Origin of the sequence: Serratia sp. CY33802 (genome assembly GCF_052169095.1) — a bacterium.
GTDB lineage: Bacteria > Pseudomonadota > Gammaproteobacteria > Enterobacterales > Enterobacteriaceae > Serratia > Serratia bockelmannii.
On the sequence record NZ_JBJNLL010000006.1, the window covers coordinates 186,413 to 210,404 of the forward strand.

At 59.1% G+C, this 23,992-nt stretch carries 31 protein-coding genes; 14 read left to right on the top strand and 17 right to left on the bottom strand.

Annotated elements, in window-relative coordinates:
* Window position 1: 1 nt before the first annotated feature.
* The 7 genes from murA to mlaF all read right to left on the bottom strand — a co-directional run bounded on the left by murA (window position 2) and on the right by mlaF (window position 4,813).
* Window positions 2-1,261 (bottom strand): UDP-N-acetylglucosamine 1-carboxyvinyltransferase, encoded by a 1,260-nt coding sequence (gene murA / locus ACJ8HA_RS18420; protein WP_004937068.1) that lies wholly within the window; start codon window positions 1,259-1,261, stop codon window positions 2-4.
* A gap of 55 nt (window positions 1,262-1,316) precedes the next feature.
* On the bottom strand, window positions 1,317-1,571 hold the full coding sequence (ibaG, locus tag ACJ8HA_RS18425) for a BolA family iron metabolism protein IbaG (protein WP_025304370.1): 255 nt from the start codon (window positions 1,569-1,571) through the stop codon (window positions 1,317-1,319).
* A 140-nt stretch (window positions 1,572-1,711) separates the two neighbouring features.
* Complete coding sequence (gene mlaB, locus ACJ8HA_RS18430) at window positions 1,712-2,014, bottom strand: lipid asymmetry maintenance protein MlaB (protein WP_025304371.1); 303 nt, start codon at window positions 2,012-2,014, stop codon at window positions 1,712-1,714.
* Window positions 2,014-2,643 carry a phospholipid-binding protein MlaC gene (mlaC, locus tag ACJ8HA_RS18435; protein WP_442515437.1) on the bottom strand — a complete coding sequence of 210 codons (630 nt, stop codon included), beginning with the start codon at window positions 2,641-2,643 and terminating at the stop codon, window positions 2,014-2,016. Before mlaC ends, mlaB begins: the two co-directional genes overlap by 1 nt.
* Before the next feature lie 14 nt (window positions 2,644-2,657).
* A complete protein-coding gene (gene mlaD, locus ACJ8HA_RS18440; RefSeq protein ID WP_004937061.1) occupies window positions 2,658-3,206 on the bottom strand; it encodes an outer membrane lipid asymmetry maintenance protein MlaD in 549 nt (182 codons plus the stop codon).
* Window positions 3,207-3,210: 4 nt separating this feature from the next.
* Window positions 3,211-3,993 carry a lipid asymmetry maintenance ABC transporter permease subunit MlaE gene (mlaE, locus tag ACJ8HA_RS18445; protein WP_004937059.1) on the bottom strand — a complete coding sequence of 261 codons (783 nt, stop codon included), beginning with the start codon at window positions 3,991-3,993 and terminating at the stop codon, window positions 3,211-3,213.
* 4 nt (window positions 3,994-3,997) lie between these two features.
* A complete protein-coding gene (mlaF, locus tag ACJ8HA_RS18450; RefSeq protein WP_043141965.1) occupies window positions 3,998-4,813 on the bottom strand; it encodes a phospholipid ABC transporter ATP-binding protein MlaF in 816 nt (271 codons plus the stop codon).
* 303 nt (window positions 4,814-5,116) lie between these two features.
* On the opposite strand from mlaF, the gene ACJ8HA_RS18455 reads away from it, so the two are divergent.
* From ACJ8HA_RS18455 to ACJ8HA_RS18515, 13 genes are all read left to right on the top strand, one after another.
* Window positions 5,117-6,094 (top strand): calcium/sodium antiporter, encoded by a 978-nt coding sequence (locus ACJ8HA_RS18455; protein ID WP_033644493.1) that lies wholly within the window; start codon window positions 5,117-5,119, stop codon window positions 6,092-6,094.
* 16 nt (window positions 6,095-6,110) lie between these two features.
* A complete protein-coding gene (gene kdsD, locus ACJ8HA_RS18460; protein ID WP_025304376.1) occupies window positions 6,111-7,097 on the top strand; it encodes an arabinose-5-phosphate isomerase KdsD in 987 nt (328 codons plus the stop codon).
* Between the two features lie 17 nt (window positions 7,098-7,114).
* Window positions 7,115-7,669 carry a 3-deoxy-manno-octulosonate-8-phosphatase KdsC gene (kdsC, locus tag ACJ8HA_RS18465; RefSeq protein WP_021505108.1) on the top strand — a complete coding sequence of 185 codons (555 nt, stop codon included), beginning with the start codon at window positions 7,115-7,117 and terminating at the stop codon, window positions 7,667-7,669.
* A complete protein-coding gene (gene lptC, locus ACJ8HA_RS18470; RefSeq protein WP_004937047.1) occupies window positions 7,666-8,244 on the top strand; it encodes an LPS export ABC transporter periplasmic protein LptC in 579 nt (192 codons plus the stop codon). Before kdsC ends, lptC begins: the two co-directional genes overlap by 4 nt.
* The gene (gene lptA, locus ACJ8HA_RS18475) at window positions 8,213-8,752 is read left to right on the top strand and encodes a lipopolysaccharide ABC transporter substrate-binding protein LptA (RefSeq protein ID WP_025304377.1); all 540 of its coding nucleotides are present in this window, start codon (window positions 8,213-8,215) and stop codon (window positions 8,750-8,752) included. The genes lptC and lptA overlap by 32 nt, the downstream gene beginning before the upstream one ends.
* A gap of 6 nt (window positions 8,753-8,758) precedes the next feature.
* On the top strand, window positions 8,759-9,484 hold the full coding sequence (gene lptB / locus ACJ8HA_RS18480) for an LPS export ABC transporter ATP-binding protein (RefSeq protein WP_004937040.1): 726 nt from the start codon (window positions 8,759-8,761) through the stop codon (window positions 9,482-9,484).
* Between the two features lie 52 nt (window positions 9,485-9,536).
* Window positions 9,537-10,970, top strand: coding sequence for an RNA polymerase factor sigma-54 (gene rpoN / locus ACJ8HA_RS18485; RefSeq protein ID WP_004937039.1), 1,434 nt, complete (start codon window positions 9,537-9,539; stop codon window positions 10,968-10,970).
* 23 nt (window positions 10,971-10,993) lie between these two features.
* The gene (gene hpf, locus ACJ8HA_RS18490; RefSeq protein WP_004937038.1) at window positions 10,994-11,281 is read left to right on the top strand and encodes a ribosome hibernation promoting factor; all 288 of its coding nucleotides are present in this window, start codon (window positions 10,994-10,996) and stop codon (window positions 11,279-11,281) included.
* Window positions 11,282-11,436: 155 nt separating this feature from the next.
* Window positions 11,437-11,898, top strand: coding sequence for a PTS IIA-like nitrogen regulatory protein PtsN (gene ptsN, locus ACJ8HA_RS18495; RefSeq protein ID WP_016930212.1), 462 nt, complete (start codon window positions 11,437-11,439; stop codon window positions 11,896-11,898).
* A 129-nt stretch (window positions 11,899-12,027) separates the two neighbouring features.
* On the top strand, window positions 12,028-12,882 hold the full coding sequence (rapZ, locus tag ACJ8HA_RS18500; protein WP_015379177.1) for an RNase adapter RapZ: 855 nt from the start codon (window positions 12,028-12,030) through the stop codon (window positions 12,880-12,882).
* Window positions 12,879-13,151 carry a PTS phosphocarrier protein NPr gene (npr, locus tag ACJ8HA_RS18505; protein WP_043141958.1) on the top strand — a complete coding sequence of 91 codons (273 nt, stop codon included), beginning with the start codon at window positions 12,879-12,881 and terminating at the stop codon, window positions 13,149-13,151. Before rapZ ends, npr begins: the two co-directional genes overlap by 4 nt.
* A 294-nt stretch (window positions 13,152-13,445) precedes the next feature.
* Window positions 13,446-13,757 (top strand): type II toxin-antitoxin system HigB family toxin, encoded by a 312-nt coding sequence (locus ACJ8HA_RS18510; RefSeq protein WP_004937033.1) that lies wholly within the window; start codon window positions 13,446-13,448, stop codon window positions 13,755-13,757.
* Window positions 13,754-14,176, top strand: a complete 423-nt coding sequence (locus ACJ8HA_RS18515) for a helix-turn-helix domain-containing protein (protein WP_049208318.1) — start codon at window positions 13,754-13,756, stop codon at window positions 14,174-14,176. Before ACJ8HA_RS18510 ends, ACJ8HA_RS18515 begins: the two co-directional genes overlap by 4 nt.
* Before the next feature lie 4 nt (window positions 14,177-14,180).
* Here the strand turns inward: ACJ8HA_RS18515 and ACJ8HA_RS18520 are convergent, their stop codons facing one another.
* The 10 genes from ACJ8HA_RS18520 to ACJ8HA_RS18565 all read right to left on the bottom strand — a co-directional run bounded on the left by ACJ8HA_RS18520 (window position 14,181) and on the right by ACJ8HA_RS18565 (window position 23,110).
* Window positions 14,181-16,097 (bottom strand): BglG family transcription antiterminator, encoded by a 1,917-nt coding sequence (locus ACJ8HA_RS18520; RefSeq protein WP_261464288.1) that lies wholly within the window; start codon window positions 16,095-16,097, stop codon window positions 14,181-14,183.
* Window positions 16,098-16,148: 51 nt separating this feature from the next.
* Window positions 16,149-17,363 (bottom strand): lactonase family protein, encoded by a 1,215-nt coding sequence (locus tag ACJ8HA_RS18525; protein ID WP_197813186.1) that lies wholly within the window; start codon window positions 17,361-17,363, stop codon window positions 16,149-16,151.
* Window positions 17,364-17,574: 211 nt separating this feature from the next.
* Window positions 17,575-18,315: a 2-dehydro-3-deoxy-phosphogluconate aldolase gene (dagF, locus tag ACJ8HA_RS18530; protein WP_025304381.1), complete on the bottom strand. Its 741-nt coding sequence runs from the start codon at window positions 18,313-18,315 to the stop codon at window positions 17,575-17,577.
* Entirely contained in the window at window positions 18,312-19,430 is a 1,119-nt protein-coding gene (locus tag ACJ8HA_RS18535; RefSeq protein ID WP_043141950.1) for a DgaE family pyridoxal phosphate-dependent ammonia lyase, read from the bottom strand. Before ACJ8HA_RS18535 ends, dagF begins: the two co-directional genes overlap by 4 nt.
* Window positions 19,414-20,553, bottom strand: coding sequence for an amidohydrolase/deacetylase family metallohydrolase (locus ACJ8HA_RS18540; protein WP_099816649.1), 1,140 nt, complete (start codon window positions 20,551-20,553; stop codon window positions 19,414-19,416). Before ACJ8HA_RS18540 ends, ACJ8HA_RS18535 begins: the two co-directional genes overlap by 17 nt.
* A 63-nt stretch (window positions 20,554-20,616) precedes the next feature.
* A complete protein-coding gene (locus tag ACJ8HA_RS18545) occupies window positions 20,617-21,267 on the bottom strand; it encodes a DUF4310 family protein (protein ID WP_004937013.1) in 651 nt (216 codons plus the stop codon).
* Window positions 21,268-21,278: 11 nt separating this feature from the next.
* The gene (locus ACJ8HA_RS18550; protein ID WP_004937006.1) at window positions 21,279-22,055 is read right to left on the bottom strand and encodes a DUF4311 domain-containing protein; all 777 of its coding nucleotides are present in this window, start codon (window positions 22,053-22,055) and stop codon (window positions 21,279-21,281) included.
* Window positions 22,056-22,085: 30 nt separating this feature from the next.
* Window positions 22,086-22,382 carry a DUF4312 family protein gene (locus ACJ8HA_RS18555; protein ID WP_004937003.1) on the bottom strand — a complete coding sequence of 99 codons (297 nt, stop codon included), beginning with the start codon at window positions 22,380-22,382 and terminating at the stop codon, window positions 22,086-22,088.
* Window positions 22,382-22,747, bottom strand: coding sequence for a glycine-rich SFCGS family protein (locus ACJ8HA_RS18560; protein ID WP_004937000.1), 366 nt, complete (start codon window positions 22,745-22,747; stop codon window positions 22,382-22,384). The genes ACJ8HA_RS18555 and ACJ8HA_RS18560 overlap by 1 nt, the downstream gene beginning before the upstream one ends.
* Window positions 22,748-22,783: 36 nt before the next feature.
* Window positions 22,784-23,110 carry a glycine dehydrogenase gene (locus ACJ8HA_RS18565; protein WP_089180543.1) on the bottom strand — a complete coding sequence of 109 codons (327 nt, stop codon included), beginning with the start codon at window positions 23,108-23,110 and terminating at the stop codon, window positions 22,784-22,786.
* Between the two features lie 444 nt (window positions 23,111-23,554).
* Here ACJ8HA_RS18565 and rnk point away from each other — a divergent pair, with 444 nt between their 5' ends.
* Entirely contained in the window at window positions 23,555-23,965 is a 411-nt protein-coding gene (gene rnk / locus ACJ8HA_RS18570; protein ID WP_004936993.1) for a nucleoside diphosphate kinase regulator, read from the top strand.
* Window positions 23,966-23,992: the final 27 nt, after the last annotated feature.

The window sequence follows — 23,992 nt, forward strand, 5'->3', positions numbered from 1 at the left end:
CTTACTCGCCTTTCACACGCTCGATGTTCGCACCCAGCGCGCGCAGCTTGTCTTCAATACGCTCATAGCCGCGATCGATGTGATAGATGCGATCGACGACGGTCACGCCGTCGGCGATACAGCCGGCGATCACCAGGCTAGCGGAAGCGCGCAGATCGGTCGCCATCACCTGAGCGCCGGACAGCTGCTCAACGCCATGGCAGATCACGGTATTGCTCTCGATTTCCGCGTGTGCGCCCATGCGGATCAATTCCGGCACGTGCATGAAGCGGTTTTCGAAGATGGTCTCGGTGATAACGCCGGTGCCTTCCGCCACCAGGTTCAACAGGCTGAACTGGGCCTGCATGTCGGTCGGGAAGCCCGGGTGCGGCGCGGTGCGCACGGTGACCGCTTTCGGGCGTTTACCGTGCATGTCCAGGCTGATCCAGTCTTCACCCACTTCGATATCGGCACCGGCTTCGCGCAGCTTGGCCAGCACCGCATCCAGCGTATCCGGGCGGGTGTTGCGGCACATCACTTTGCCACCGGAAACCGCGGCGGCGATCAGGAAGGTCCCGGTCTCGATGCGGTCAGGCAGCACGCGATACACGCCGCCGCCCAGACGCTCGACGCCTTCGATGGTGATCTTGTCGCTACCGGCGCCGCTGATCTTCGCGCCCAGCGTATTGAGGAAGTTGGCGGTATCGACAATTTCCGGCTCACGTGCGGCGTTCTCGATAACGGTGGTGCCGGTCGCCAGAGTCGCGGCGCTCATGATGGTTACGGTCGCGCCCACGCTCACCTTATCCATGACGATGTGTGCGCCCTTCAGACGGCCCTCGACGGACGCCTTAACGTATCCTTCTTCCAGCTTGATCTCGGCACCCAGTTGCTCCAGGCCGGTGATGTGCAGATCGACCGGACGCGCGCCGATCGCGCAGCCCCCCGGCAGGGAAACCTGACCGCGGCCGAAGCGCGCCACCAGCGGCCCCAGCGCCCAGATGGAAGCGCGCATGGTTTTCACCAGATCGTAAGGGGCGCAGAACTCGTTCACGCCGCTGGCGTCCACGAAGACCGAACCGTTACGCTCAATCTTGGTACCCAACTGGTTGAGTAGTTTAATGGTGGTGTCGATGTCCTTCAGCTTCGGGACATTCTGCAGCTCGACCGGCTCTTCCGCCAACAGGGCGGCGAACAGGATCGGCAGGGCGGCGTTTTTGGCCCCGGAAATAGACACTTCACCGCTCAGGCGGGTCCGACCCTGCACACGAAATTTATCCATCTGACTACTCTCTGTTATCTAATCTGAAGCTGCCCGCCCAGCAGGGCAAACAGCCTTAAAATCCGTTGAGTTTGCGGTCTCGCTGCCACTCTTCAGGGGTGTACGCCTTGATAGACAAGGCATGAATGCGGTTGTCAGCAATGTATTCCATCAGCGGTGCGTAAACCGTCTGCTGTTTTTTGACGCGGCTCATGCCGGCGAACAGTTCACCGACCACGATCGCTTGAAAATGGCTGCCGTCGCCCGTCACATGTGCTTCATCCAGTGCCAATGCCTGCATCAGCACGTCTTTAATCTCGTTGGTTTCCATAGTATCCAGTTCTGCCGCTAAAGGATCATAAACAGCCTAGTATCTTAGTGGAATACGATGTTTTCTTAAACTAAAGAAAAAGCCCCTGCATAACAGGGGCTTTGTATCGTTTTACCACGCAATGGCGGCGTAAAACGCCGCTAACCGACGGTATCGACAGGCATTATCGCCTGCAGGTTGTAGAGCGCGATCAGCGTTTTCAGGCGCTCGGTGGCACCGAAAATTTTCAGCGCTACGCCGCGTTGGCGCTGCTCTTCCTGCAGATGCAGCAACAGCGCCAGCCCGGCGGAGTCCACGCGCTGCAGTTGCGCCACGTCGATCGCGGTTTTATCCGCCATCAGCGCGTCGCGCTGCCGCCACAGCGGCTGCAGCGTTTCCCGATCCAGTTCACCGCGCAGGATCAGCGTCTGCTGCTCTGATTCGAAGCTGAGCGCTGCCGACATCAGTTTTTCTTGTCCAGCGTGATAGGCTGCGCGGCGGCGGCCTGCAGCTGTTTGGTCAGGCCGTCGATGCCCTGAGTACGCAGCGTAGACGCCCACTCGTTCTGCTTGGTAGTGATCATGCTGACGCCTTCGGCGATCATGTCATACGCCTGCCAGTAGCCGGTTTTGCTGTTCTTACGCCATTGGAAATCCAGACGCACCGGCGGACGGCCGCCGTTGTCGATGATGGTGACACGAATAGCCACGATATCGGCATTGCCCAGCGGCTGTTCAGGCGCGATCTGGTAAGTCTGGCCGTGATACATCGCCAGCGCCTGGCCGTAAGCCTGCTCCAGGTAAGCCTGGAAGGCGGTGAAGTAAGCTTCGCGCTGCGCAGGCGTTGCCTCTTTGTAGTAACGCCCCAGCACCAGCGCGCCGGCGTATTTCACCTGCACGAACGGCATCAGTTCCTGATGCACGATGGCACGCAGGTAGTTCGGGTCCTGCTTGATCTTCGGCTGTTCGTTCTTCAAACGGCTGAAAGTCTTCTGCGCCGCGTCTTGCATCATGCTGTAAGGATTGGTTTGGTCGGCTGCGCTCGCCAGCGGTGCAACCACCAGCAGAACCACCATCAGTAAACGTTTAAACATGCAGGTATCCTCTCTTAATGATTTGGAACAGCGGGTTGCGGTGCGGCGCCGGCAGCCGGCTCAGCGGCCGCGTCTCCCGATTTGGCGCTGTCCTGACCGCCGCTTTTATACAGGAACTGGCCGATCAGGTCTTCCAGAACCATGGCTGATTTGGTGTCCTGAATGGTACCCCCGTCTTTCAGGATGGTGGTGCCCATATCAGGATCTTCAAAGCCCACGTTAAGCGCCAGATATTGCTCGCCCAGCAGGCCGGAGGTGCGGATCGCCAGCGAGCTGGTATCTGGGATTTGGTCGTACTTTTTCTGGATATCCAGCGCCACGCGCGGCGTGTAGGTTTTCGAATCGAGTTCGATGTCAGCAACGCGGCCGATCACCACGCCGCCAATCTTCACCGGCGAACGCGGTTTCAGGCCGCCGATGTTGTCGAACGTTGCGTAAATGCGGTAGGTCGGCTCGCTGCCGATCGATTTAAGGTTCGCCACCTGCAGGCAGATAAACACGATGGCGCACAGCGCGATCAGCATAAATGCCCCAACCCAGATTTCACTCTTCTTCGTTTGCATCGAATCAATTCCCAAACATCAGTGCTGTCAGCACGAAATCCAATCCCAACACCGCCAGTGACGAATGCACCACGGTACGCGTCGTCGCCCGGCTAATCCCTTCAGAGGTAGGCACGGCGTCGTACCCGTTGAAAATGGCAATCCAGGTTACGGTAATGGCGAATACCACACTCTTGATCAGGCAGTTGAGCAGATCTTTTTTCCACTCTACGGCGCCCTGCATCGCCGACCAGAAGAAGCCGCTGTCGATGCCTTTCCAGTCCACGCCGACCACCGAGCCGCCCCAAATGCCGATCGCCACGAAAATGATGGTCAACAGCGGCATGCTGATCAGCCCCGCCCAGAAGCGCGGCGCCACGATGCGCCGCAGCGGATCGACCGCCATCATTTCCAGGCTTGAGATCTGCTCCGTCGCCTTCATCAGGCCGATTTCCGCCGTGAGCGCGGAACCGGCGCGGCCGGCGAACAGCAGCGCCGTGACCACCGGCCCCAGTTCGCGCAGCAGCGACAGCGCCACCATCATGCCGAGGCTGGCCTCGGCGCTGTAGGTGGTGAGCACGATATAGCCCTGCAGGCCCAGCACCATGCCGATAAACAGCCCGGAAACCATGATGATCAGCAGCGACTGCACGCCGACGCTGTAGAGCTGTTTCAACAACAGCGGCCACTGCTTGCCGGGTTCCGGCCGGCCAATCAACGCGTTGAACAGCATCAACCCGGCGCGGCCGAAGCTGGCGCTGGTGTTGATGCCACTGCGCCCCAACGACGCTAACGCTCTTAATAACATGAGCTTATTTACTCCCTAAGCCTAGCAGTTCGGCCTGATAATCCCCGGCCGGATAGCGGAACGGCACCGGCCCATCCGCTATACCATCCAGGAACTGGCGCACGCGCGCATCAGGATTGTTCTGCAATTGCTGCGTGGTGCCTTCAGCGATCACCCGGTGATCGGCCACGATGTAAGCGTAGTCAGCGATGCTCAGCACCTCCGGTACGTCGTGCGACACCACGATGCAGGTAATGCCCAGCGCATGGTTCAGCTCGTCGATCAGCTTGACCAGCACCCCCATGGTGATCGGATCCTGGCCAACGAAAGGTTCGTCGAACATGATCATTTCCGGGTCCAGCGCGATCGCACGCGCCAACGCCGCCCGGCGCGCCATACCGCCGGAAAGCTCATTGGGCATCAGCTGAGCCGCGCCGCGCAGCCCCACGGCTTCCAGCTTCATCAGCACCGTGCTGCGCAACAAAGGCTCCGGCAGGTTGCTGTGCTCGCGCAGCGGGTAAGCCACGTTTTCGAATACGGTCAAATCGGTAAACAGCGCGCCCGACTGGAACAGCATGCTCATCTTTTTGCGCGCGTCGTATAACTGACGGCGGGACAACGCGGGAATGTTGTCGCCGTCGAACCAAATCTCCCCGCTGTCCGGCGCCAGCTGGCCGCCTATCAGGCGCAGCAGCGTGGTTTTGCCGATGCCCGATGGCCCCATGATCGCCGTGACCTTACCGCGAGGCACCGTCAGGTTGATGTCTTCAAATATCCGTCGGTCGCCGCGCGAGAAGCTCATGTCGCGCACTTCGACCAAATTATCTGCCTTTTGGAGCATGTTAATGGACCCTTTACGACTCATCTTTTGCTGAATCTACCCGTGATGTTAAAGCAATGGGCGCAATCCGTCTCATCTTTACAAAAACTTACTGCCATTTCGCAACCAATGGTGCCATTGGTTTTACTTTTCCGCGCCACCCGGTCAAAATTGGCGCCATAACGAAAAAAAACGAAACTGTTCAACAATTAGCCGGGAAAAACCGTTGCTGCGGCTCAAACGCGTGCAACGGAGGGCAAGCAATACCGCCGCATTGACGGCTTTAACCAACGAACCGGGATAATACCCGACAAAGGACCCTGCATGTTTCTCGCGATAGCATTATTAATCGTTGGTTTATTTCTACTGGTGTATGGTGCAGACCGCTTAGTTTATGGTGCTGCCGTGATTTCCCGCTCGCTCGGCGTACCGCCGTTGATCATCGGCATGACCATCGTCGGCATCGGCACGTCGCTGCCGGAGCTGATCGTGTCCACCACCGCCGCGTTGAACGGGCAGATAGATATGGCCGTTGGCAACGTATTAGGGTCCAACATCACCAACATCTTATTGATCCTGGGGGTGGCGGCGCTGATTCACCCGCTGGCCGCGCGCTCCGAGATACTGCGGCGCGAACTGCCGCTGATGTTAGCGGTCACAGTATTGTGCGGTTTCGTGTTGATGGACGGTACCCTGAGCAGGCTGGACGGCGTGCTGCTGCTGACCGCCGCCGCCGGCTTCATCTTGTTGATGCTGAAAATCGCGCGGCTGGCGCAGCGCGAGGGAAGCGACAGCCTGACCATGGAGCAGATCGCCGAACTGCCGCAGGACAGCAGCAATACCGTGGCGGTGCTGTGGCTGGTGCTGGCGTTTATCATTCTGCCGCTCTCTTCCAGAATGGTGGTCGATAATGCGACGGTGATTGCACACTATTTCGGCCTAAGCGAACTGGTGGTTGGTTTGACCATTATCGCCATCGGCACCAGCCTGCCCGAACTGGCCACCTCCATCGCCGGGGCGCTGAAGGGCGAGGATGATATGGCGATTGGGAATATCATCGGCTCCAATATTTTCAACACGGTGATCGTGCTGGGCGTCCCCGCCCTGCTGTCGCCGGGCAGCGTGGATGCCGCCGCCTTCCAGCGCGATTACTGGGTGATGCTGGCGGCCAGCGTGCTGCTGAGCGTGCTGTGCATCGGCCGCAAACATCGCATCGGCCACCTGGCGGGCGCGCTGTTATTATGCGGCTTTATTGCGTATCTTGCGGTGCTGTTCTTTAACCCTTTCAGTACTTTCGGCTAAACCGACGGGAATGAGTATGTCGAACATTGAGTTGCAACCGGGCTTCGATTTTCAACAGGCCGGCAAAGAAGTGCTTCAGATAGAGCGTGAAGGGCTGGCTCAGCTCGACAGCTACATCAACGCAGACTTCACTCGCGCCTGCGAAACGATCGCCGCCTGCGGCGGCAAAGTGGTGGTGATGGGCATGGGCAAATCCGGCCATATCGGCTGCAAGATCGCCGCGACCTTCGCCAGCACCGGCACCCCCTCATTCTTCGTTCACCCGGCGGAAGCCAGCCATGGCGATTTGGGCATGGTCACCCCGCAGGACATCGTGCTCGCCATCTCCAACTCTGGCGAGTCCAGTGAGATCCTGGCGCTGATCCCGGTGTTGAAACGCCAACAGATCACCCTCATCTGCATGACCAACAATCCGGAAAGTTCGATGGGCAAAGCGGCGGATATCCACCTGTGCATCAAGGTGCCGCAGGAGGCCTGCCCGCTGGGGCTGGCGCCGACCACCAGCACCACCGCCACGCTGGTGATGGGCGATGCGCTGGCCGTCGCGCTGCTGAAGGCGCGCGGTTTCACGCCGGAAGATTTCGCGCTGTCGCATCCGGGCGGCGCACTCGGCCGCAAACTGCTGCTGCGGGTTAGCGATATCATGCACAGCGGCGACGAAATGCCCCACGTCAGCGCCGACGCCTCGTTGCGCGACGCGCTGCTGGAAATCACCCGCAAAAATCTGGGCCTGACGGTTGTCTGCGACGACCTGATGAAAATCGCCGGCATCTTCACCGACGGCGACCTGCGCCGGGTGTTCGACATGGGCATCAACCTGCACGAGGCGAAGATCGCCGATGTCATGACGCCGGGCGGCGTGCGGGTGCGCCCCAACATCCTGGCGGTCGATGCATTGAACCTGATGCAACAACGCCACATCACCGCGCTGCTGGTTGCCGATGGCGACCAACTGCTGGGTGTGGTACATATGCATGACATGCTGCGCGCCGGCGTCGTTTAATTAAGGAATAGAACGGAATGGGTATGGTAGAAACCTGCTACGGGCCGGTAGAACAAGAGGTTATGGCGCGTGCCGGTAACATCCGCCTGTTGATTTGCGACGTTGACGGCGTTCTGTCGGACGGCCTGATCTTCATGGGCAACAACGGTGAAGAACTGAAGGCGTTCAACGTGCGCGATGGCTACGGCATCCGCTGCTTGAAAACCTCGGACATCGAGGTGGCGATCATTACCGGACGCTCCGCCAAGCTGCTGGAAGACCGTGCGCAAACGCTCGGTATCACCCATCTGTATCAGGGGCAGTCCGATAAGCTTTTGGCCTTCCGTGAACTGTTGGATAAACTGTCGTTAACGGCGGATCAGGTCGCCTATATCGGCGATGACCTGATCGACTGGCCGGTGATGGCGCAGGTCGGCCTGGCGGTCGCGGTGGCGGACGCCCACCCGCTGCTGACGCCGCGCGCCCACTACGTCACCCGCATTGCCGGCGGCCGCGGTGCGGTACGCGAACTGTGCGACATCATTCTTTTGGCTCAAAATAAGCTGGAGGACGCCAAAGGGCTGTCGATATGAGTAAAACCAAACTGTGGATCACCATCCTGTTGACGGTGATCGTTCTGGCGCTGATCGGCTGGAACATGACGGACTTCAGCGACGACACGGCCCCAGGCCCGGTCAACGATCAGGATCCGACTTACCAGAGCCAGCACACGGTCACCGTGGTGTACAACCCAGCCGGCAAGCTGAATTATAAACTGGTGGCGGAAGACGCGAAGTATTACACCGCCGGCGAGCTGAGCTGGTTCACCCAGCCGGTGATGACGCTGTTCGATGAGAATGCGGTGGCCACCTGGTCAGTTCGCGCCGATCGCGCCAAACTGACTAAAGACCGGATGCTGTATCTGTATGGTCACGTCGAGGTGAACAGCCTGACCACCACCTCGCAGCTGGAAAAAATTAAGACGGACAACGCTCAGGTAAACCTGGTCACCCAGGACGTCACCTCCGATGACGAAGTCACGCTTTACGGGACCAATTTTACCTCTAACGGCATGAAAATGCGTGGGAACCTGCGGACCAAAACCGCTGAGCTGATTGATAAGGTTAAGACCAACTATGAAATTCAGAACCAAAAACCAACTCCGTAACCTGTTGCTCGGCAGCTTAGTTTTGGCCGCCAGCGCCCCCGCTCTGGCGCTGAAATCCGACTCCAGCCAGCCGGTCAGCATCGACTCGCTCAAGCAGTCGTTGGACATGCAAAGCAACGTCAGCACCTTCACTGACAACGTGGTGATCAAACAGGGCACCATCGATATTCGCGCCGACAAGGTGGTCGTCACCCGCCCGGGCGGAGATCAGAATAAGACCTATATTGAAGCGTTCGGCAACCCGGTAACCTTCTACCAGATGCAGGACAGCGGCAAGCCGGTCAAAGGCCACGCGCAAAAAGTGCGCTACGACGTGGCGACCCAGCTGGTGACCCTGACGGGCAACGCCTATCTGGAGCAGCTCGACAGCAACGTGAAAGGCGATCGCATCACCTATCTGGTGCAACAGCAGCAAATGCAGGCGTTTAGCGACAAAGGCAAACGCGTGACAACGGTTCTGGTACCGTCGCAGTTGCAAGACAAAAACGGGCAAAAAAAGAGTAACTAATCACTTATGGCAACACTCATCGCAGAAAACCTGGCGAAAGCCTACAAGGGCCGTAAAGTTGTCGAAGACGTCAGCCTGAAAGTGAAATCCGGCGAGATCGTCGGCCTGCTCGGGCCGAACGGCGCCGGTAAAACCACCACCTTCTACATGGTGGTCGGCATCGTGCCGCGCGACGCCGGGCGCATCGTGATCGACGAAGAAGACATCAGCCTGCTGCCGCTGCACGCCCGCGCGCGCCGCGGCATCGGCTATCTGCCGCAGGAAGCGTCGATCTTCCGCCGCCTGAGCGTGTACGACAACCTGATGGCGGTGCTGGAGATCCGTCCCGATCTCACCAGCGAACAGCGCGAAGACCGCGCCAAAGAGCTGATGGAAGAGTTCCATATCTCCCATCTGCGCGACAGCCTCGGCCAGGCGCTGTCCGGCGGCGAACGCCGCCGCGTCGAAATCGCCCGCGCGCTGGCGGCCAACCCGAAATTCATTCTGCTGGACGAACCCTTTGCCGGGGTGGATCCGATTTCCGTTATCGATATCAAGAAAATCATCGAGCACCTGCGTGACAGCGGCCTGGGCGTGCTGATCACCGACCACAACGTGCGCGAGACGCTGGACGTGTGTGAACGCGCCTACATCGTCAGCCAGGGCAAACTGATTGCCCACGGCACGCCGGATGCTATTCTGGCCGACGAGCAGGTTAAACGCGTTTATCTGGGCGAAGAGTTCCGCCTCTAAGCGCCGGCGCGCCCTGCGGGGCGACACCGTTAACGGAAGTAGACAGAAAACTATGAAGCAAGGTTTGCAACTCAGGCTCAGCCAACAGCTGGCCATGACACCTCAGCTCCAGCAGGCGATCCGCCTGCTGCAGTTGTCCACGCTTGAGCTTCAGCAAGAGATCCAGCTGGCGCTGGAGAGCAATCCGCTGCTTGAACAGACCGATCTGCACGACGAAATCGACGCCAAAGAAACCCAGGAGACCGAGGGGCTCGATACCCGCGAGGCGCTGGAACAGAAAGACATGCCGGAAGAGCTGCCGCTGGACGCCACCTGGGATGAGATCTACACCGCCGGCACACCGTCCGGCACCGGCACCGACTACAGCGACGACGAGCTGCCGGTCTATCAGGGCGAAACCACCCAAACGCTGCAGGATTATCTGATGTGGCAGGTGGATCTGACGCCGTTCTCCGATACCGACGCCGCCATCGCCACTTCCATCGTCGACGCGGTGGATGACACCGGCTATCTCACCGTCCCGCTGGAAGACATTCTGGAAAGCCTGGGCGACGAGAACGTGACCCTCGAGGAAGTCGAGGCGGTGCTGAAGCGCGTGCAGCGTTTTGATCCGATCGGCGTCGCCGCGCGCGATCTGCGCGATTGCCTGCTGGTGCAGCTCTCCCAATACGCCAAAGATACGCCTTATCTGGCCGAAGCGCGGCTGATCATCAGCGAGCATCTGGATCTGTTGGCCAACCACGACTTTCGCAGCCTGATGCGATCAACCCGGCTAAAAGAAGATACACTGAAAGAAGCGATGCTGCTGATTCAGTCGCTCGATCCGCGCCCGGGGCAGTCGATCAATACCGGCGAATCGGAATATGTGATTCCGGACGTGCTGGTACGCAAGACGCAGAACAAATGGACGGTCGAGCTCAACGGCGACAGCGTGCCGCGTTTGAAGATCAATCAGCAGTACGCCGCGCTGGGCAACAGCGCCCGCAGCGAAGCCGACGGCCAGTTTATCCGCAGCAACCTGCAGGAAGCCAAGTGGTTGATTAAAAGCCTGGAGAGCCGCAACGAAACGCTGCTGAAGGTCACCCGCTGCATCGTCGATCAGCAGCAGGCGTTCTTCGAGCAAGGCGAAGAGTTTATGAAACCCATGGTGCTGGCGGATATCGCCCAGGCCGTGGAGATGCATGAATCGACGATCTCGCGCGTTACCACGCAGAAGTTTCTGCACAGCCCGCGCGGCATTTTCGAATTGAAATATTTCTTCTCCAGCCACGTGAATACCGACAGCGGCGGCGAAGCCTCCTCGACGGCGATCCGCGCGTTGGTGAAGAAATTGATTGCGGCGGAAAACCCCGCCAAACCACTCAGCGACAGCAAGCTGGCCACCCTGCTCGCCGATCAGGGGATCATCGTGGCCCGGCGCACCGTCGCCAAGTACCGAGAGTCTTTGTCCATCCCGCCGTCGAACCAGCGTAAACAGTTGGTTTGACCTCTATTGAGAAGGAAGACACTATGCAGCTCAACATTACCGGACACCACATCGAAATCACCGATCCGTTGCGCGAGTTCGTGAACAACAAGTTCGCCAAACTCGAACAGTATTTTGATCGCATCAATCAGGTGTATGTTGTATTAAGTGTGGAAAAAGTGCAGCAAATTGCGGAAGCAACGGTGCACGTGAATGGAGGCGAGTTGCACGCCACCTCGGAAGACGAGAATATGTATGCCGCAATTGATACGCTGATCGATAAATTGGCACGTCAATTGAACAAACATAAAGACAAATTGAAGCAACACTGACACCCTAACCCATTCCGTGAGGTTGCCTCCGTCGCAGCCTCGCCCTTCGGCGCGTGACCCGCATGGGTGACGCGCCGAACGGTAATCAGGGTTAAAACCGACGAAAAACCGCCTTGCCGGGTGCGCCCGGCGGCGCGGTTTTAAGTGAAGATGAGATGAACAACGAATATATGCAATTAAGCTCGGTGTTAAACATCGAGTGCACCAAAAGCTCGGTACACTGCACCAGCAAGAAGCGGGCTTTGGAAATTATCAGCGAACTGGCCGCCAAACAGCTCAATCTGCCTTCACAGGTGGTGTTTGACGCGGTTCTCACCCGGGAACGCATGGGCAGCACCGGTATCGGCAACGGTATCGCCATTCCCCACGGCAAACTGGAAGAGGACACACTGCGGGCCGTTGGCGTGTTTATCCGTCTCGACCAACCCATCGCTTTCGACGCTATCGACAACCAGCCGGTCGACCTGCTGTTCGCGCTGCTGGTGCCTGCCGATCAGTGCAAAACCCATTTGCATACCCTGTCGCTGGTCGCCAAACGCCTGGCCGACAAAACCGTATGCCGCCGCCTGCGCGCCGCGCAAAGCGACGAAGAACTTTACCAAATCATCACCGAGTGATACCCGGTCGGCGTGACTTCCAGCCCGGATAACGTTACTGTTTCACGATGATGGATCCGGCCTCGGCCGGAATAACAAAGTTTACACCGGTGGCGATGAACGCCGCCGCGATGCCAGGGGAGTTGCCACATGGTGCTGATGATTGTCAGCGGCCGTTCCGGTTCCGGAAAATCCGTCGCCTTGCGGGCGCTGGAAGACATGGGTTTTTACTGCGTTGACAACCTGCCGGTGGTTCTGCTGCCGCAGCTCGCCAATACGCTGGCGGAACGCAATATCTCCGCGGCGGTCAGCATCGACGTGCGCAACATGCCGGAATCGCCGGAAGTGTTCGAATACGCGATGACTCAACTGCCGGACAGCTTCTCGCCGCAGCTGCTGTTTCTCGACGCCGATCGCAACACGCTGATCCGCCGTTACAGCGACACCCGCCGCCTGCACCCGCTCTCCAGCAAAAACCTGTCGCTAGAAAGCGCCATTGACGAAGAGAGCGATCTCCTCGAACCGCTGCGCTCCCGGGCCGACCTGATTATCGACACCTCGGAAATGTCGGTGCACGAACTGGCCGAAATGCTGCGCACCCGCCTGCTCGGCAAGCGCGAGCGCGAACTGACGATGGTGTTCGAATCCTTCGGCTTCAAGCACGGTATTCCGATCGACGCCGACTACGTGTTCGACGTGCGCTTCCTGCCGAACCCGCACTGGGATCCGAAGCTGCGGCCGATGACCGGTCTGGACAAGCCGGTGGCGTCGTTCCTCGATCGCCATACCGAAGTGCACAACTTCATCTACCAGACCCGCAGCTACCTGGAACAATGGCTGCCGATGCTGGAAACCAACAACCGCAGCTACCTGACGGTCGCCATCGGCTGTACCGGCGGTAAACACCGCTCGGTGTACGTGGCGGAACAGCTGGCCGATTACTTTCGCTCGCGCGGCAAGAACGTGCAGTCGCGCCACCGCACGCTGGAAAAGCGTAAACAATGACGGTCAAACAGACGGTTGAAATCAAAAACAAGCTGGGCATGCACGCACGCCCGGCGATGAAACTGTTCGAGTTGGTGCAAAGCTTCGACGCCGAAGTGATGCTGCGCAACGAAAGCGGCACCGAGGCTGAAGCCAGCAGCGTCATCGCACTGCTGATGCTGGACTCCGCCCAGGGCCGGCATATCGAAGTCGAAGCGACCGGCCCCGACGAAGTCAACGCGCTGACGGCGGTGGTCGAGCTGTTCAACTCCGGGTTTGATGAAGATTAGTCGCTGAGACTCTCCCCATGCGTCGCCTCGGCGCATGTGTTGCCTCCGCCCCACCCATAACGTAGCCCTCCCGTTTCTCACTTTGCGAATCCGCTTCCAGAATCAGCCGTAACCGCCTGTAAATTCACGTCATGGATTTACCCCCACCGCGGTAATCGCAATAGTGTGTAACGCAAAAACAGACAACTGGCGGGAGTTTCCCCACGCTTTGCTGGCGGGACAACGAAAAGTTTACAATTTGTGAACTTCACCGACAGTCGCTATAATGTTCACCGGGTAGGAATCGAAGGAACGATGCATATCATTTCCAGGGAACCGTTCAATAACGCAACGAAGCAATATCCCAATGAAGCCACTGCTCTCGAGGCCATTTATAAAGCGTTGCGACGGGGCGAGTTCCGCACGCCGGACGAGTTAAAAGCGCTTTTTCCTTCGCTCGATCGTATGAAATACAAAGAGAAATGGTGGGTCATTGACGTCGGCGGCAACCACCTACGGATCTTGTTCTTTGCCAGCTTCGAGACACAGAAAGTCTTCATAAAGCATATCGTTAGCCACGCCGAATACGACAAGCTGATGCAGCACTATCGAAGGAGTTCGTCATGATTACAGATGCCATTAAGGCGGCCGATGCGCTACTGCGCGCCGTACCCTTATTGCAGGGCAGCCACGCTCAGCAAGACTACCGAGAAGCGCTCGAATTGGTGGAATATCTGCTGGAAAACGATGAACACCATCCGCTGATTGACATGTTGGCAAAAAAAATCGCCGAATATGAAGACAACAGTGCCGAATTTACTGCATTCAACCAGCGTATCGCCCAACTCCCGCAGGGGGTGGCCGCGCTTCGCGTATTGATGGAACAGCACCAACTCAGCCAAAGTGATTTTGAACATGAGATCGGTAAAAAGTCGTTGGTTAACCAAATCCTGAACGGCAAAAGATCGCTGACCATTCCGCACATTATGGCGCTGGCCAAACGTTTCAATCTGCCCCCGGCCCTGTTCCTGCCGGAAGCGGATTAGCCCCTCAACTCCGGCTCAGGCAGTCCAGCGCCACCGCTTTGAAGCTGTCGAAGCTGTCGCTGCCCAGCAGGCGGCTCATTGAGCGTTCACGCACGAAGGTGACGAACAGCTCGTAGATCGCCATCGCCTCTTCATAGTCGCTCTTGCTGATCGCCAGCAGGAAAATCACGTGCGCGACCTCGCCCTCGCCCCAGGCGACGCCCTGCGGCGCCAGCAGCGTCACCACCACGGTCTTTTTCGCCAGCAGCCCCAGCGAGTGCGGCAGCGCGATGCCTTCGCCCAGCAGCGTGGAGACGATCGCCTCGCGCTCGACCACCGACGGATAAAAGTCCGCGCCGACGTACCCTTCCCGCTCCAGCTGGCCGCACACCCGGCTGAAAAGTTCCGCCTGCGTCAGCGGCTCGTTGAGCACCATGAAATGCTCAGCGTCGAAGAACTTCTCCAGCATGTACGGCCTGGTGCGATCCACCAGCACCAGTTTGCCCAGTTGCTCCAGCTGATAATCGGTCGGGAACGGCGACATTACCACCACCGGCTTGTTCTTTTCGCCGATGCGGGCGTTGGAAATCACGAAGTCTTCGTCGATGTGCGCAAGCATCTCGTAATCGCGCAGCGAGACGATGCGCGTCATCACCAGCTGCGGGTACTTGCGCGCAATCTGCGCCTGGATCATCCGCACCGTTGAGTTGCCGGTATCGCACACCAGCATCACCTGCGGGTGGCGTTCATAACCGATGTTGTAATGCCGCTCCAGCCCCACGCCAATATGCAACACCAGATAGCCTATCTCGTTCTCGCTCAGGGTATAGGGGGTGTATTTGCCCCAGCTGGAGACCGCCGCCAGCGTCACGTCGTAAGCCATCGGATAGTGCTGCTTGATATTGGCCAACAGCGGATTGGGGATGTTGATCTGGTATTTCACCCGCGTAATCATGGTTTTGATATGGGTAAGCAGATCGGCCCGCAGCTGCTCGTCGCCCTGCAGGTTATAGTTATAGTGTGCGTTGATGTAGGACAGGATGTAGTCCACCAGCGCTTCTTCATCATCGGCGTTGATCTCGGTCGGCTGCACATCCTGCACGCGCCGCGCGGCAATGTTGACCCGCAGATAGGCCTCTTCGGCCATCGAGATCTCTTTGCCGGAGGCCGCACGCAGCTCCGCCGCCAGGCGGGTCGATACCTGACGCACCGCGTCGTCGCCGTCCTCCACCTCGAAGTCCGGCAGCGGATAGCCGTCGTTGATGCGCCGCAGCGCCACCGCGCAGTAGAAGATCAGGTACTGCTCGCCCTCGTCGGTCAGGCGAATGGCATATTGCGACAACAGCGGGTGCAGCAATCCGGCGAACGCCGCCACCTGTGGCTGCAGCAGGATCTCGTTGTTGAGCAGCGGGTTCTCGGCGTCGGCCAGCTGCAGTTGGAACAGCAGATCGGTGAGGCAGGCGCGGATCGCCATCTCGGCGCCGAACAGCTTCATGCCGTAGCGCGGCTTGGTTTCGATCGTCAATTGATAGTGCGCCAGGCGCTCTCTCACCTCAGCCATGTCGTTTTGCAGCGTGCCGCGGCTGACAAACCACTCGTCGGCCAGATCTTCCAGTTTAAGGGAGAAGGCTGAGGTCAAAAAACGCACCAGCAGATAATGCACCCGCTCCTGCGCGCTGCGCGGGGTGGCGTGCTTGCGGCGCTCCTGATGCTGCAGGGCGCTGAACAGCGCGGCGTTATCGACCTGCAGGCGATAGCCGGCTCCGCGGCTATGCACGAAACGCGCGCCGTACTTGTCCAGGATCTCGTTCAGCGCGGTGATATCCGCCCGCACCGTGCGGGTGGACACGGCGAAACGCTTCGCCAGTTCATCCTGCGGCAAAGTCTCGGTTTGCAAAGCATCGAACAAGTAAGCCAAACGCGGGTAAGGAAATCGCACCATTCTGTATCCGTCAATCAGGCGGCCCACCCGGCGAACCGGGCGGGCCACGGGTTACTTCGCCGGCGGCAGAAACGCCATTTGCGAGGGGCTGCCGATCGGCAGATAGCCGCCCACAAAGCTGAGCTTGCCGTCCGTCGGGTTGACGCTGAAGCGAGTGACGTTATCGCTGCGCTGGTTCAACGCATACAGATAGCGGCCATCCAAGCTCAGCGCCAGCGAACGCGGGTAATCGCCGCGGGTCCAGGTTTCCGCCACCGGTTTCAACTCGCCGCCGGCGCCCACGCTGAACTGGGCAATGCTGTTATGCAGCCGGTTGGCGACGTACAACGTGTCGCCGTTCTTGCTGAGCGCCAGCCCCGAAGCGAAGCTGGTACCCTGATAGTCGGCGGGCAGCGCGGAAACTGCATGCAGTTGTTTCAGAGTACCTTTTTGACGATCAAAACGGTAGCTGGTCAACGTCGAAGCCTCTTCGTTCACCAGCAGCACGGTGTCGCCGTCCGGATGAAACACAAAGTGACGCGGGCCGGCGCCGGCGGACGAGGCAGCGATCCACGGTGGATCGTTCGGCGTCAGCCGGCCGCTCGCGGCGTCAAAGCGCCATTGGTAGATGCGATCCAATCCCAGATCGGTAGAGAACACAAACTTGCCGCTTGGATCGCTGGCGATCATATGGGCATGCGGGCCGTTGTGATCGCTGATGGCGAAGCTGCCGTTCACCGCCGCCGCCGGTTTGGCCGCGCCCGCCGGGCCCTGTTGCTGCTGCACCGAGCTGGCGGCGCCCAGGCTGCCGTCCGCTTCGATCGGGAAAGCCGCCACGCTGCCGCTGACGTAGTTCGCCACCAGCAGATGGCGGCCGTCCGGCGTCGAGGTAAGATACACCGGCCCTGCTCCCTGCGAATCCACCTGGTCGAGCTGCGTCAGGCCGCCGTCGGCCGGATTGATCCGGTAGGCGGTGATGCCGCCGTGCTTACCGCCGTTGAAATCGGCCACTTCGCTGGCGACATACAGCGTCTTGCCATCAGCGCCCAACGTCAGCTGCGCCGGATTCGGCACGTTGCTGACCAGCGTAACCTGGCTCAGCGCGCCGCTGGCCGGATCGACCCGCACCCGGTAAACGCCTTCGCCGTTGGGATTGTAGGTGCCGATATAGGCAAAATGAGATGACGTGGAGTTCATTGCATCCTCAGCATGCAGCGCCGGGCCGGTCACGGCCAGCAGCGCCAGGAACAACGCGGTGCGTCGGGTTGGAGCCTGCCAGTTTCGCATAGTAGTCCTCAGTATATACCCGTCATCTTTCAAGCCGCAGCGTTGTTGGCTGCCCACACTCACCCCAGTCACTTACTTAAGTAAGCTCCTGGGGCTCCTGCGCTTGCCGCCTAGCTGCAACTTGAAAGCTATAGGCTATAGGTAACGGCGCGGCATGCCGCGCCACGGGAAAACCTTCGCCTCCCAGCGTTTACCTCATCCCATTGTGCGTTCAGCCCACCAGCTTTTTGGTCATCGCCAGCAAGGTTTTCACGTCCTGCGGACGCGTGTCGCCGCTGGCGGCGTCGATGATCGAGCTGTAGATATGCGGGATCACGCGTTTCACGCCGGCCGCCAGCGCGATCTCGACGATCGGCTCAAAGTTCTCCAGATCGATGCCGCCGGTCGGCTCCAGCATGAAGTCATGCTCGGCGCAGGCCTTGGCGACGTACTGGTATTCGTCCTTGCACTTCAGGCCGCCCATCGGGAAATACTTGATGGAGCTGCCGCCCATGTCCTTCAGCAAGGCGATGGCGGTTTCCACCGGCACGATGCCGTCCGGCGCCGCGGCGCTCAATGGGCCGGTAGAGATCTTCACCCAACCGACGCGGCCGGTCGGCGACACCAGGCCGTTGACCACGCTGTCGTTCTGGCCCAGCAGCGCGCGGCTAGCGCCGACGCCGGTAAACACCTGGTTAACGTGCTGCGGCTGCACCTGCTGAGCGATCAGGCTGACCATCGCCGACTGCTTCGGATCGCCGGCGCCCAGGCCGACCGACAGCGCGTTTTCGATCAGGCGCGCATAGCGCAGCATGTCGGTCACCGCGCTGTCGACGTCCGGGTAGTTCTTGGAGAGCACGCCCACCAGCACATGGCCTTCCGCCGCGGCGTAGATGTCCTGCGCGTTGGCTTTGGAGCCGGCGAGCACGTTCAGGCAGACGCGGTCGCGATAGTAGTTAGGCTGCAGCTTCATGCTTGTTTCTCCGTAAACAGGTTTTTGATACAGCTAAAGACGGTCATCAGCTGTTGCTCGTCGACGCTGCGCACGTCGACCTCAATCTTGCCCTCGTTGGCCTTATAGCCGCGGAAGTAGATGGCGATATCGCCGGTTTTCAACGCCTGGACGATGTCATAGGTCGAACGCCCCAGCACCGCTTCGTCAAAGGCGATCTCGGCGCGGGCAATATCGCGGCCGGCACTGTCCCAGACGGTCTTGGCGCTGACGCCGGTCAGGGTGTTGAGGCTGTTGAGGAATGGCGTCATCCGCTCCACCATCTGTTGCCCGGTGGTTTTCTCAAGCGTCAGATAGCTTTCAATCGCCTGCGTCAGGCCGAGGATGCCCTCTTTACCGACCTTCATCGCCCGGCCGATGCCGCCGGATTGCAACTTCACCCACTCGACGTACTGTTTCTTGCCGACAACCAGACCGCTGGTCGGCCCCTCGATGGCTTTGGCGCCGCTGTAGATCACCAGATCGGCCCCCATCTGGTAGTAACACATCAGATCTTCTTCCGCCGCGGCGTCGACGATCAGCGGCAGGTTATGCTTGCGCGCCACCACCGCCGCCTGTTCGACGGACAAAATGCTTTTCTGCACGCAGTGGTGCGATTTGACGTACAGGATCGCCGCAGTCTGCGGCGTGATGCAGGCTTCAATCTGCTCCGGCGAACATTCGTTGGCGTACCCCGCCTCCACCACCTTGCCGCCGCCCAGCGCCACCATGGTGTCCACCGGCGCGCCGAAGTTGACGTTGTGACCGCGCGGCAGCACGATCTCGCGCGGCACGGTCACCGGCGCCGAATGCAGGTTCACCAGCAGATTGGCGTTATCTTTAACGATCACCGCCGCCACCGACTGGGCGATGCCCGCCGAGGCGCAGGAGACGATCACCGCATCCTCCACGTTGAGCAGATCGGCGATATAGGCGCCGGTCTTGTTGACCAGATCCTTGATTTCGAAATAGTGGTTCAGGCCGTAATCAACGGCGTCGATCACGTCCTGGCGCGGCGTAGAAACGCCGAGAATGGTCATGCGGCCGGAGGTGTTGATCACCTGCTTCAAACCGTATTTTTCATAAATCGAAGACATGGCTTGCCTCCCCTTGTTCGGTTAATAGGATTTCCCCGGCCACCACCGCGGCCAGCGGTACCAGCAGCCGTTCGCCCTCGGCGGTTTGCCCTTCGGCGTCGGCGAAGACCTGCGGTTCGCGGCGCAGTTCAAACAGCGTGAAATCGGCGTCATAGCCCGGCTCCAGTCGCCCTTTGCCGCTCAGCTGCAGCGCCGACGCGGCGTTCTCCGTCACGCAGGCGATCACCTGCGGCAGCGTCAGGCCGACGCTGAAGAATTTGGACATCACCGTCGCCAGGCTGTGCACCGGTCCGTTCATGCGGTTGCGGCAGTAAATATCGGAGCTGATGGTGTGCGGCAAAATACCCAGCGTGATCGCCTGACGCGCCACCTCGAAGCTGAAGCTGGCGGTGCCGTGCCCCACGTCGAGCAATACGCCGCGCCGCAGCGCGCGCTGGATAGACTCGCGCAGCGTGCCCGCCGGCGTCAGAATGCGGTTCGGTTTGCCGTTGTAGCAGTGGGTGATGATGTCGCCACGGGTCAACAGATCGGCAATCTCGTCCAGATCCGGCGGGTTATTGCCGATATGCACCATCAGCGGCAGCTGGCGGTTTTCCTGCTGGATCTCTTTAGCCAACACCAGCGGGCGGGTGCCGTTCTTGCCCACCACGCTGCTGCTCATGCGCGCCTTGATACCGATGATGAAACCGGGATGGTTGGCGATGGCCTGGCCGGCCTCGCGCTTGTCGATGTCCGTCAACTCCGCCAGCTCGTTCTGCCGCAGCAGGCCGATGCGCGAGATATTGAGGAAGGCGAAAACGTTGGTTTTGGCGCTGCGCGTCAGCTGATAAAAGGCGTCGATATCGTCGGCGCCGGTGCTGCCGGCATCGACCACGCTGGTGACGCCGCTGGCGACGCCGACCCGATCCGGCTCGTCATGATAAATCGGCGATTCGGGATAGCAGTGCACGTGCGCATCGATCCAACCGGCGCTCAGGCGGCAGTTGCCCGCCAAATCCAGCTGGCGAACGGCGCTGATGTCCGCCGCCAGCCGCCCCACCGAGGCTATTTTGCCGTCTTTCACCGCCAGATCGATCAGCGTATCGTCCGCCAGTCTGGCGCCTCTGATTACTAAGTCATACATACCGCATTGCTCCTGTTAGCCCGGGCGCCGCCGCAGCATCGGGCGGCGCCTGGCGCAGGCCTCTTAAGAAATGGCTACCGGGAAGATCGCCCCCAGGATCATCGCGCCGAGGATCGCTCCGCCGGTGATCGGTTTACCCCAGATATAGAACAGCAGCGCGCCGAGCAGCGAACCGATGCCGATCGGGATCGAGGCGGTCATTGCCGACAGGATGATCAACGGCCCGAGGAAGCGGCCCGAGGAGTTGCCCGCCCCCATCATCACGTCCGCCCCGTAGGTGGAGTTGCTTTGATTGATGGTGAATTTTCGCGCCAGAATGATCACATAACCGATCGCCAGGCCGATGATCAGGCCGGTAGCCAGCGAAGCGGCGAAGTTGGCGACCGGGAACACGATGCCGGCCCCCAAAAGCAGCGCCGGTACGCCCAGCCCGACGCCGGTCTGGATCGCGCCGCCGATGTCCAGGATGCCCACCAGCGAGCCTTCGATGATGCGCGCGAACAGGAAGCTGGCGCCGAACGCCGCCACCGCGCCATACACGCCGGTATCCATCCCCGCCCGCAGCATGGAAACGAACGCCACTTCGTTAAAGGCGCCGATGCCGTACAGGTAGTACATGTGCGTCCCGGCGAACACGCCGGAGGACAGCAGGCCAACAAAAATCGGGAATGACCAGTCGGCGTACCAGAAGCCTTTTTGGGTTTGTTCTTCCATCATCCCGCTCCTTATTTACCGCTCAGGGTATTGTGAATGGCGTCCAGCCAGCCCGGCACGCCGAGGCTGAAGGACTCGAGAACTTTCATGTCGAAGCCGCGGAAGAAGCCGCTCAGCACGAACAGCAGCACGATCACCGCCATCATGATCTTGGTGATCTTGTTCCAGCCGCTCTCTTCCACGCCTTTGCCGATCAGAATGCCCAGCACCAGGCCCGGTACGGCGTTGCCCATGATCAGCTGCGCCAGGCCGCCGAAGATGGTGCCCCAGAAGCCGGAACGGCGCCCGGCGTCGATCGCCGCCAGCCAGAAGATCACCGGCATCACGGTATTCACCAGCAGGTTGGCCGCCGGCACCAGCACCTTGATCGCGGTGACCTGCAGCGCGGCAGGCACGGCGGAAGCGGTGGTATTGAGGAAGGCCACCACCAGCATGCCGATGATGCCGCAGGCGATGGCCATTTTTTTCGGATCGTGCAGCGTTTGCGCCAGATTGCGGTTCTTGACCATCAGGGCCGCCGCGCCCCAGTGCGGGATGATGCGGTGATCGACGTCCTGCGTGAAGGAACCCGCCGCTACGGAAGACGCCCAGGCGTTGAAGAAGAAGCCCAGACCGAATGAGAAGTGGGAAGCCGGATCGCCCTCGCAGGAGTTCAGCTCGCCCAGGGTGCGAAACGCCCCCATGCCCTGTGTTGTCGGTGCGTGGAACATGCGTGCGGCGCCGGCCCCTACGCCGACTCCCACCAGCCCACCGATAATTATCGATTTAAATAAGATGATTAAAAACATCAGTATACCCTTTCATTTATGCTAACGTTTTTATTTCGTGACGAAGACAACCTTCTCGGTATTGATAATGGTTACGTTCACGGTTATTTCCAGAGAAACGGCATAGCTCTTTCTTTCACGCGGCAAAAAGAAGAAAAGAAATTTCTCTTTAGTTATTTTCTCTTCCGCTTTCACTACGCTGACGTCCTGCGGCTCGATGCGCAGCAGAATATTGTTGGTGGACTTTAATACCGCGCCCTGCACATTAGCCAAGGCGGAAGCAAAAGCTTTCGCTTTGCTGTCGCCTTTACCCTCCACCTTTACCGATGTGGTATATTGCTCTTTCATTATGGGTTGCCATGTTTTTTGACGTAGGCTTCCACCAATTTCTGGCCCAGCTCTTCTTTATCCATAAAGCCGAAACCCAGCACGTTGCAGCCTTCATTAATTGCCGTCACGCCCTCTTCCACCGAACGCATGCCGTATTTGGCTTTGTAGCCGTATTTGGTTTGCGCGGTAATTGCGCCGGCGCCACCGCTACCGCAAAAAGAGATGCCCAGCTGCGCGTTTTCCGCTTTCATGACGTCGCCCAGCTTCATGTCCGCCGCCACGCCGGGGATAACCACCGCTTTTCCGCCTGCGTTTTCAACACCCTGGCCGACTTTTTGCCCTTTGCCCAAACGATCGCCGATCACTACGGTAATTTGACCCATGTTATATTCTCCTGATTTAAATCGATGCATTAACCGCTATGCGTTATTATCTTTCGCCACTTCGAAGTGCACTGACAATAAATAGGCTTCTTCGATAGGCAATGTGTCAAACTGATCCACCACGCGCTCCGCCATTTGCATGGATTCGGCGGAGATTTCGTCGAACAATGATTTATCTACCTCCGGCAACGGCTCGCCGGTTATTGAACGCAGCACCATGGCACGAATATGCGATTCCAGCATCTGTTGCTGCACCGCATTGGTATAAATATTTTCAGCATTCAGCATCGCGGTAATATCCGCCAACACCCGAGCGGTGATCGCCCCGGCCTCGCTGACATCGGATTGTTCAATTTCTTTTATCGAAGCAGATCCATCATTCACTTTTCAGTACCCCTAGATCCCACATTAATCAGTAAGCCGTAAAGCGCATCACCTGAATAACCCGCTTTCTGTGATGTCTTTACCCTACTCCCGGTAGGATTTTCTGTGTAGACCGGTTTTTTCCAGTTCGAAGTGGAAATCGAATGACGCGCGGAGATCCATTTCGCAAAACGGCGCTGCGGCGAAAAAGTGAATGAGATAACAATTACATAACCCGGCTAACGGTTTTTTTTGCCTCGATTGACGATAAAAGCCTTCGTGATCGGGATCTCTTTCTTTTCTTGCCCCAACCGCCTACTATCACTAGGACAAATCGACATTACCCACACCCCCGCTCCTCTGGCGCGGGGGTGTTGCTTTGTGTTGTTTTTCCGAATTTATGGGCGCACAGACTGGCGCCCTTTGATTTGACTGGAGAGTGGAATGACCAAACCCATCATTACTATTAATGAGCTGGATGCGGAACGCCTGGATGCGCTATTGGAACAACCGGCCTTTGCCAATACCGACGTCGCCGCCGCGCTCAACGACGAATTGGATCGCGCGGAAATCCTGCCGCCGGAGAAAATGCCGGCCAACGTGGTGACCATGAACAGCCGCGTGCGTTTTCGCGATCTGCACACCGATGAAGAGCACGTGCGCACGCTGGTTTACCCGGCATCGCTGAAAGACAGCCACGATCAGCTGTCGGTGATGGCGCCGCTGGGCGCAGCGCTGCTTGGCATGCACGTCGGCAAGCAGATCTCCTGGCAATTGCCGAACGGTGAAGAAGCGCGGATTGAAGTGCTGGAGTTGTTGTACCAGCCGGAAGCGGCGGGCGAATACCACCGTTAAGCGGTTTTCAGGGCGGCATCCGGCCGC

Coding starts and splice junctions, on each gene's coding strand:
- lptB (WP_004937040.1), top strand. CDS start 8,759: ATGGCAACACTCATCGCAGAAAACCTGGCGAAAGCCTACAAGGGCCGT.
- dagF (WP_025304381.1), bottom strand. CDS start 18,315: ATGAAGCTGCAGCCTAACTACTATCGCGACCGCGTCTGCCTGAACGTG.
- murA (WP_004937068.1), bottom strand. CDS start 1,261: ATGGATAAATTTCGTGTGCAGGGTCGGACCCGCCTGAGCGGTGAAGTG.
- mlaD (WP_004937061.1), bottom strand. CDS start 3,206: ATGCAAACGAAGAAGAGTGAAATCTGGGTTGGGGCATTTATGCTGATC.
- hpf (WP_004937038.1), top strand. CDS start 10,994: ATGCAGCTCAACATTACCGGACACCACATCGAAATCACCGATCCGTTG.
- ACJ8HA_RS18550 (WP_004937006.1), bottom strand. CDS start 22,055: ATGTTTTTAATCATCTTATTTAAATCGATAATTATCGGTGGGCTGGTG.
- ACJ8HA_RS18515 (WP_049208318.1), top strand. CDS start 13,754: ATGATTACAGATGCCATTAAGGCGGCCGATGCGCTACTGCGCGCCGTA.
- ACJ8HA_RS18520 (WP_261464288.1), bottom strand. CDS start 16,097: ATGGTGCGATTTCCTTACCCGCGTTTGGCTTACTTGTTCGATGCTTTG.
- rapZ (WP_015379177.1), top strand. CDS start 12,028: ATGGTGCTGATGATTGTCAGCGGCCGTTCCGGTTCCGGAAAATCCGTC.
- mlaF (WP_043141965.1), bottom strand. CDS start 4,813: ATGCTCCAAAAGGCAGATAATTTGGTCGAAGTGCGCGACATGAGCTTC.
- npr (WP_043141958.1), top strand. CDS start 12,879: ATGACGGTCAAACAGACGGTTGAAATCAAAAACAAGCTGGGCATGCAC.
- ACJ8HA_RS18560 (WP_004937000.1), bottom strand. CDS start 22,747: ATGGGTCAAATTACCGTAGTGATCGGCGATCGTTTGGGCAAAGGGCAA.
- mlaE (WP_004937059.1), bottom strand. CDS start 3,993: ATGTTATTAAGAGCGTTAGCGTCGTTGGGGCGCAGTGGCATCAACACC.
- ACJ8HA_RS18555 (WP_004937003.1), bottom strand. CDS start 22,382: ATGAAAGAGCAATATACCACATCGGTAAAGGTGGAGGGTAAAGGCGAC.
- kdsD (WP_025304376.1), top strand. CDS start 6,111: ATGTCGAACATTGAGTTGCAACCGGGCTTCGATTTTCAACAGGCCGGC.
- lptC (WP_004937047.1), top strand. CDS start 7,666: ATGAGTAAAACCAAACTGTGGATCACCATCCTGTTGACGGTGATCGTT.
- ibaG (WP_025304370.1), bottom strand. CDS start 1,571: ATGGAAACCAACGAGATTAAAGACGTGCTGATGCAGGCATTGGCACTG.
- rnk (WP_004936993.1), top strand. CDS start 23,555: ATGACCAAACCCATCATTACTATTAATGAGCTGGATGCGGAACGCCTG.
- mlaC (WP_442515437.1), bottom strand. CDS start 2,643: ATGTTTAAACGTTTACTGATGGTGGTTCTGCTGGTGGTTGCACCGCTG.
- ACJ8HA_RS18525 (WP_197813186.1), bottom strand. CDS start 17,363: ATGCGAAACTGGCAGGCTCCAACCCGACGCACCGCGTTGTTCCTGGCG.
- mlaB (WP_025304371.1), bottom strand. CDS start 2,014: ATGTCGGCAGCGCTCAGCTTCGAATCAGAGCAGCAGACGCTGATCCTG.
- kdsC (WP_021505108.1), top strand. CDS start 7,115: ATGGGTATGGTAGAAACCTGCTACGGGCCGGTAGAACAAGAGGTTATG.
- ACJ8HA_RS18455 (WP_033644493.1), top strand. CDS start 5,117: ATGTTTCTCGCGATAGCATTATTAATCGTTGGTTTATTTCTACTGGTG.
- ACJ8HA_RS18540 (WP_099816649.1), bottom strand. CDS start 20,553: ATGTATGACTTAGTAATCAGAGGCGCCAGACTGGCGGACGATACGCTG.
- lptA (WP_025304377.1), top strand. CDS start 8,213: ATGAAATTCAGAACCAAAAACCAACTCCGTAACCTGTTGCTCGGCAGC.
- ptsN (WP_016930212.1), top strand. CDS start 11,437: ATGAACAACGAATATATGCAATTAAGCTCGGTGTTAAACATCGAGTGC.
- ACJ8HA_RS18535 (WP_043141950.1), bottom strand. CDS start 19,430: ATGTCTTCGATTTATGAAAAATACGGTTTGAAGCAGGTGATCAACACC.
- ACJ8HA_RS18545 (WP_004937013.1), bottom strand. CDS start 21,267: ATGGAAGAACAAACCCAAAAAGGCTTCTGGTACGCCGACTGGTCATTC.
- rpoN (WP_004937039.1), top strand. CDS start 9,537: ATGAAGCAAGGTTTGCAACTCAGGCTCAGCCAACAGCTGGCCATGACA.
- ACJ8HA_RS18510 (WP_004937033.1), top strand. CDS start 13,446: ATGCATATCATTTCCAGGGAACCGTTCAATAACGCAACGAAGCAATAT.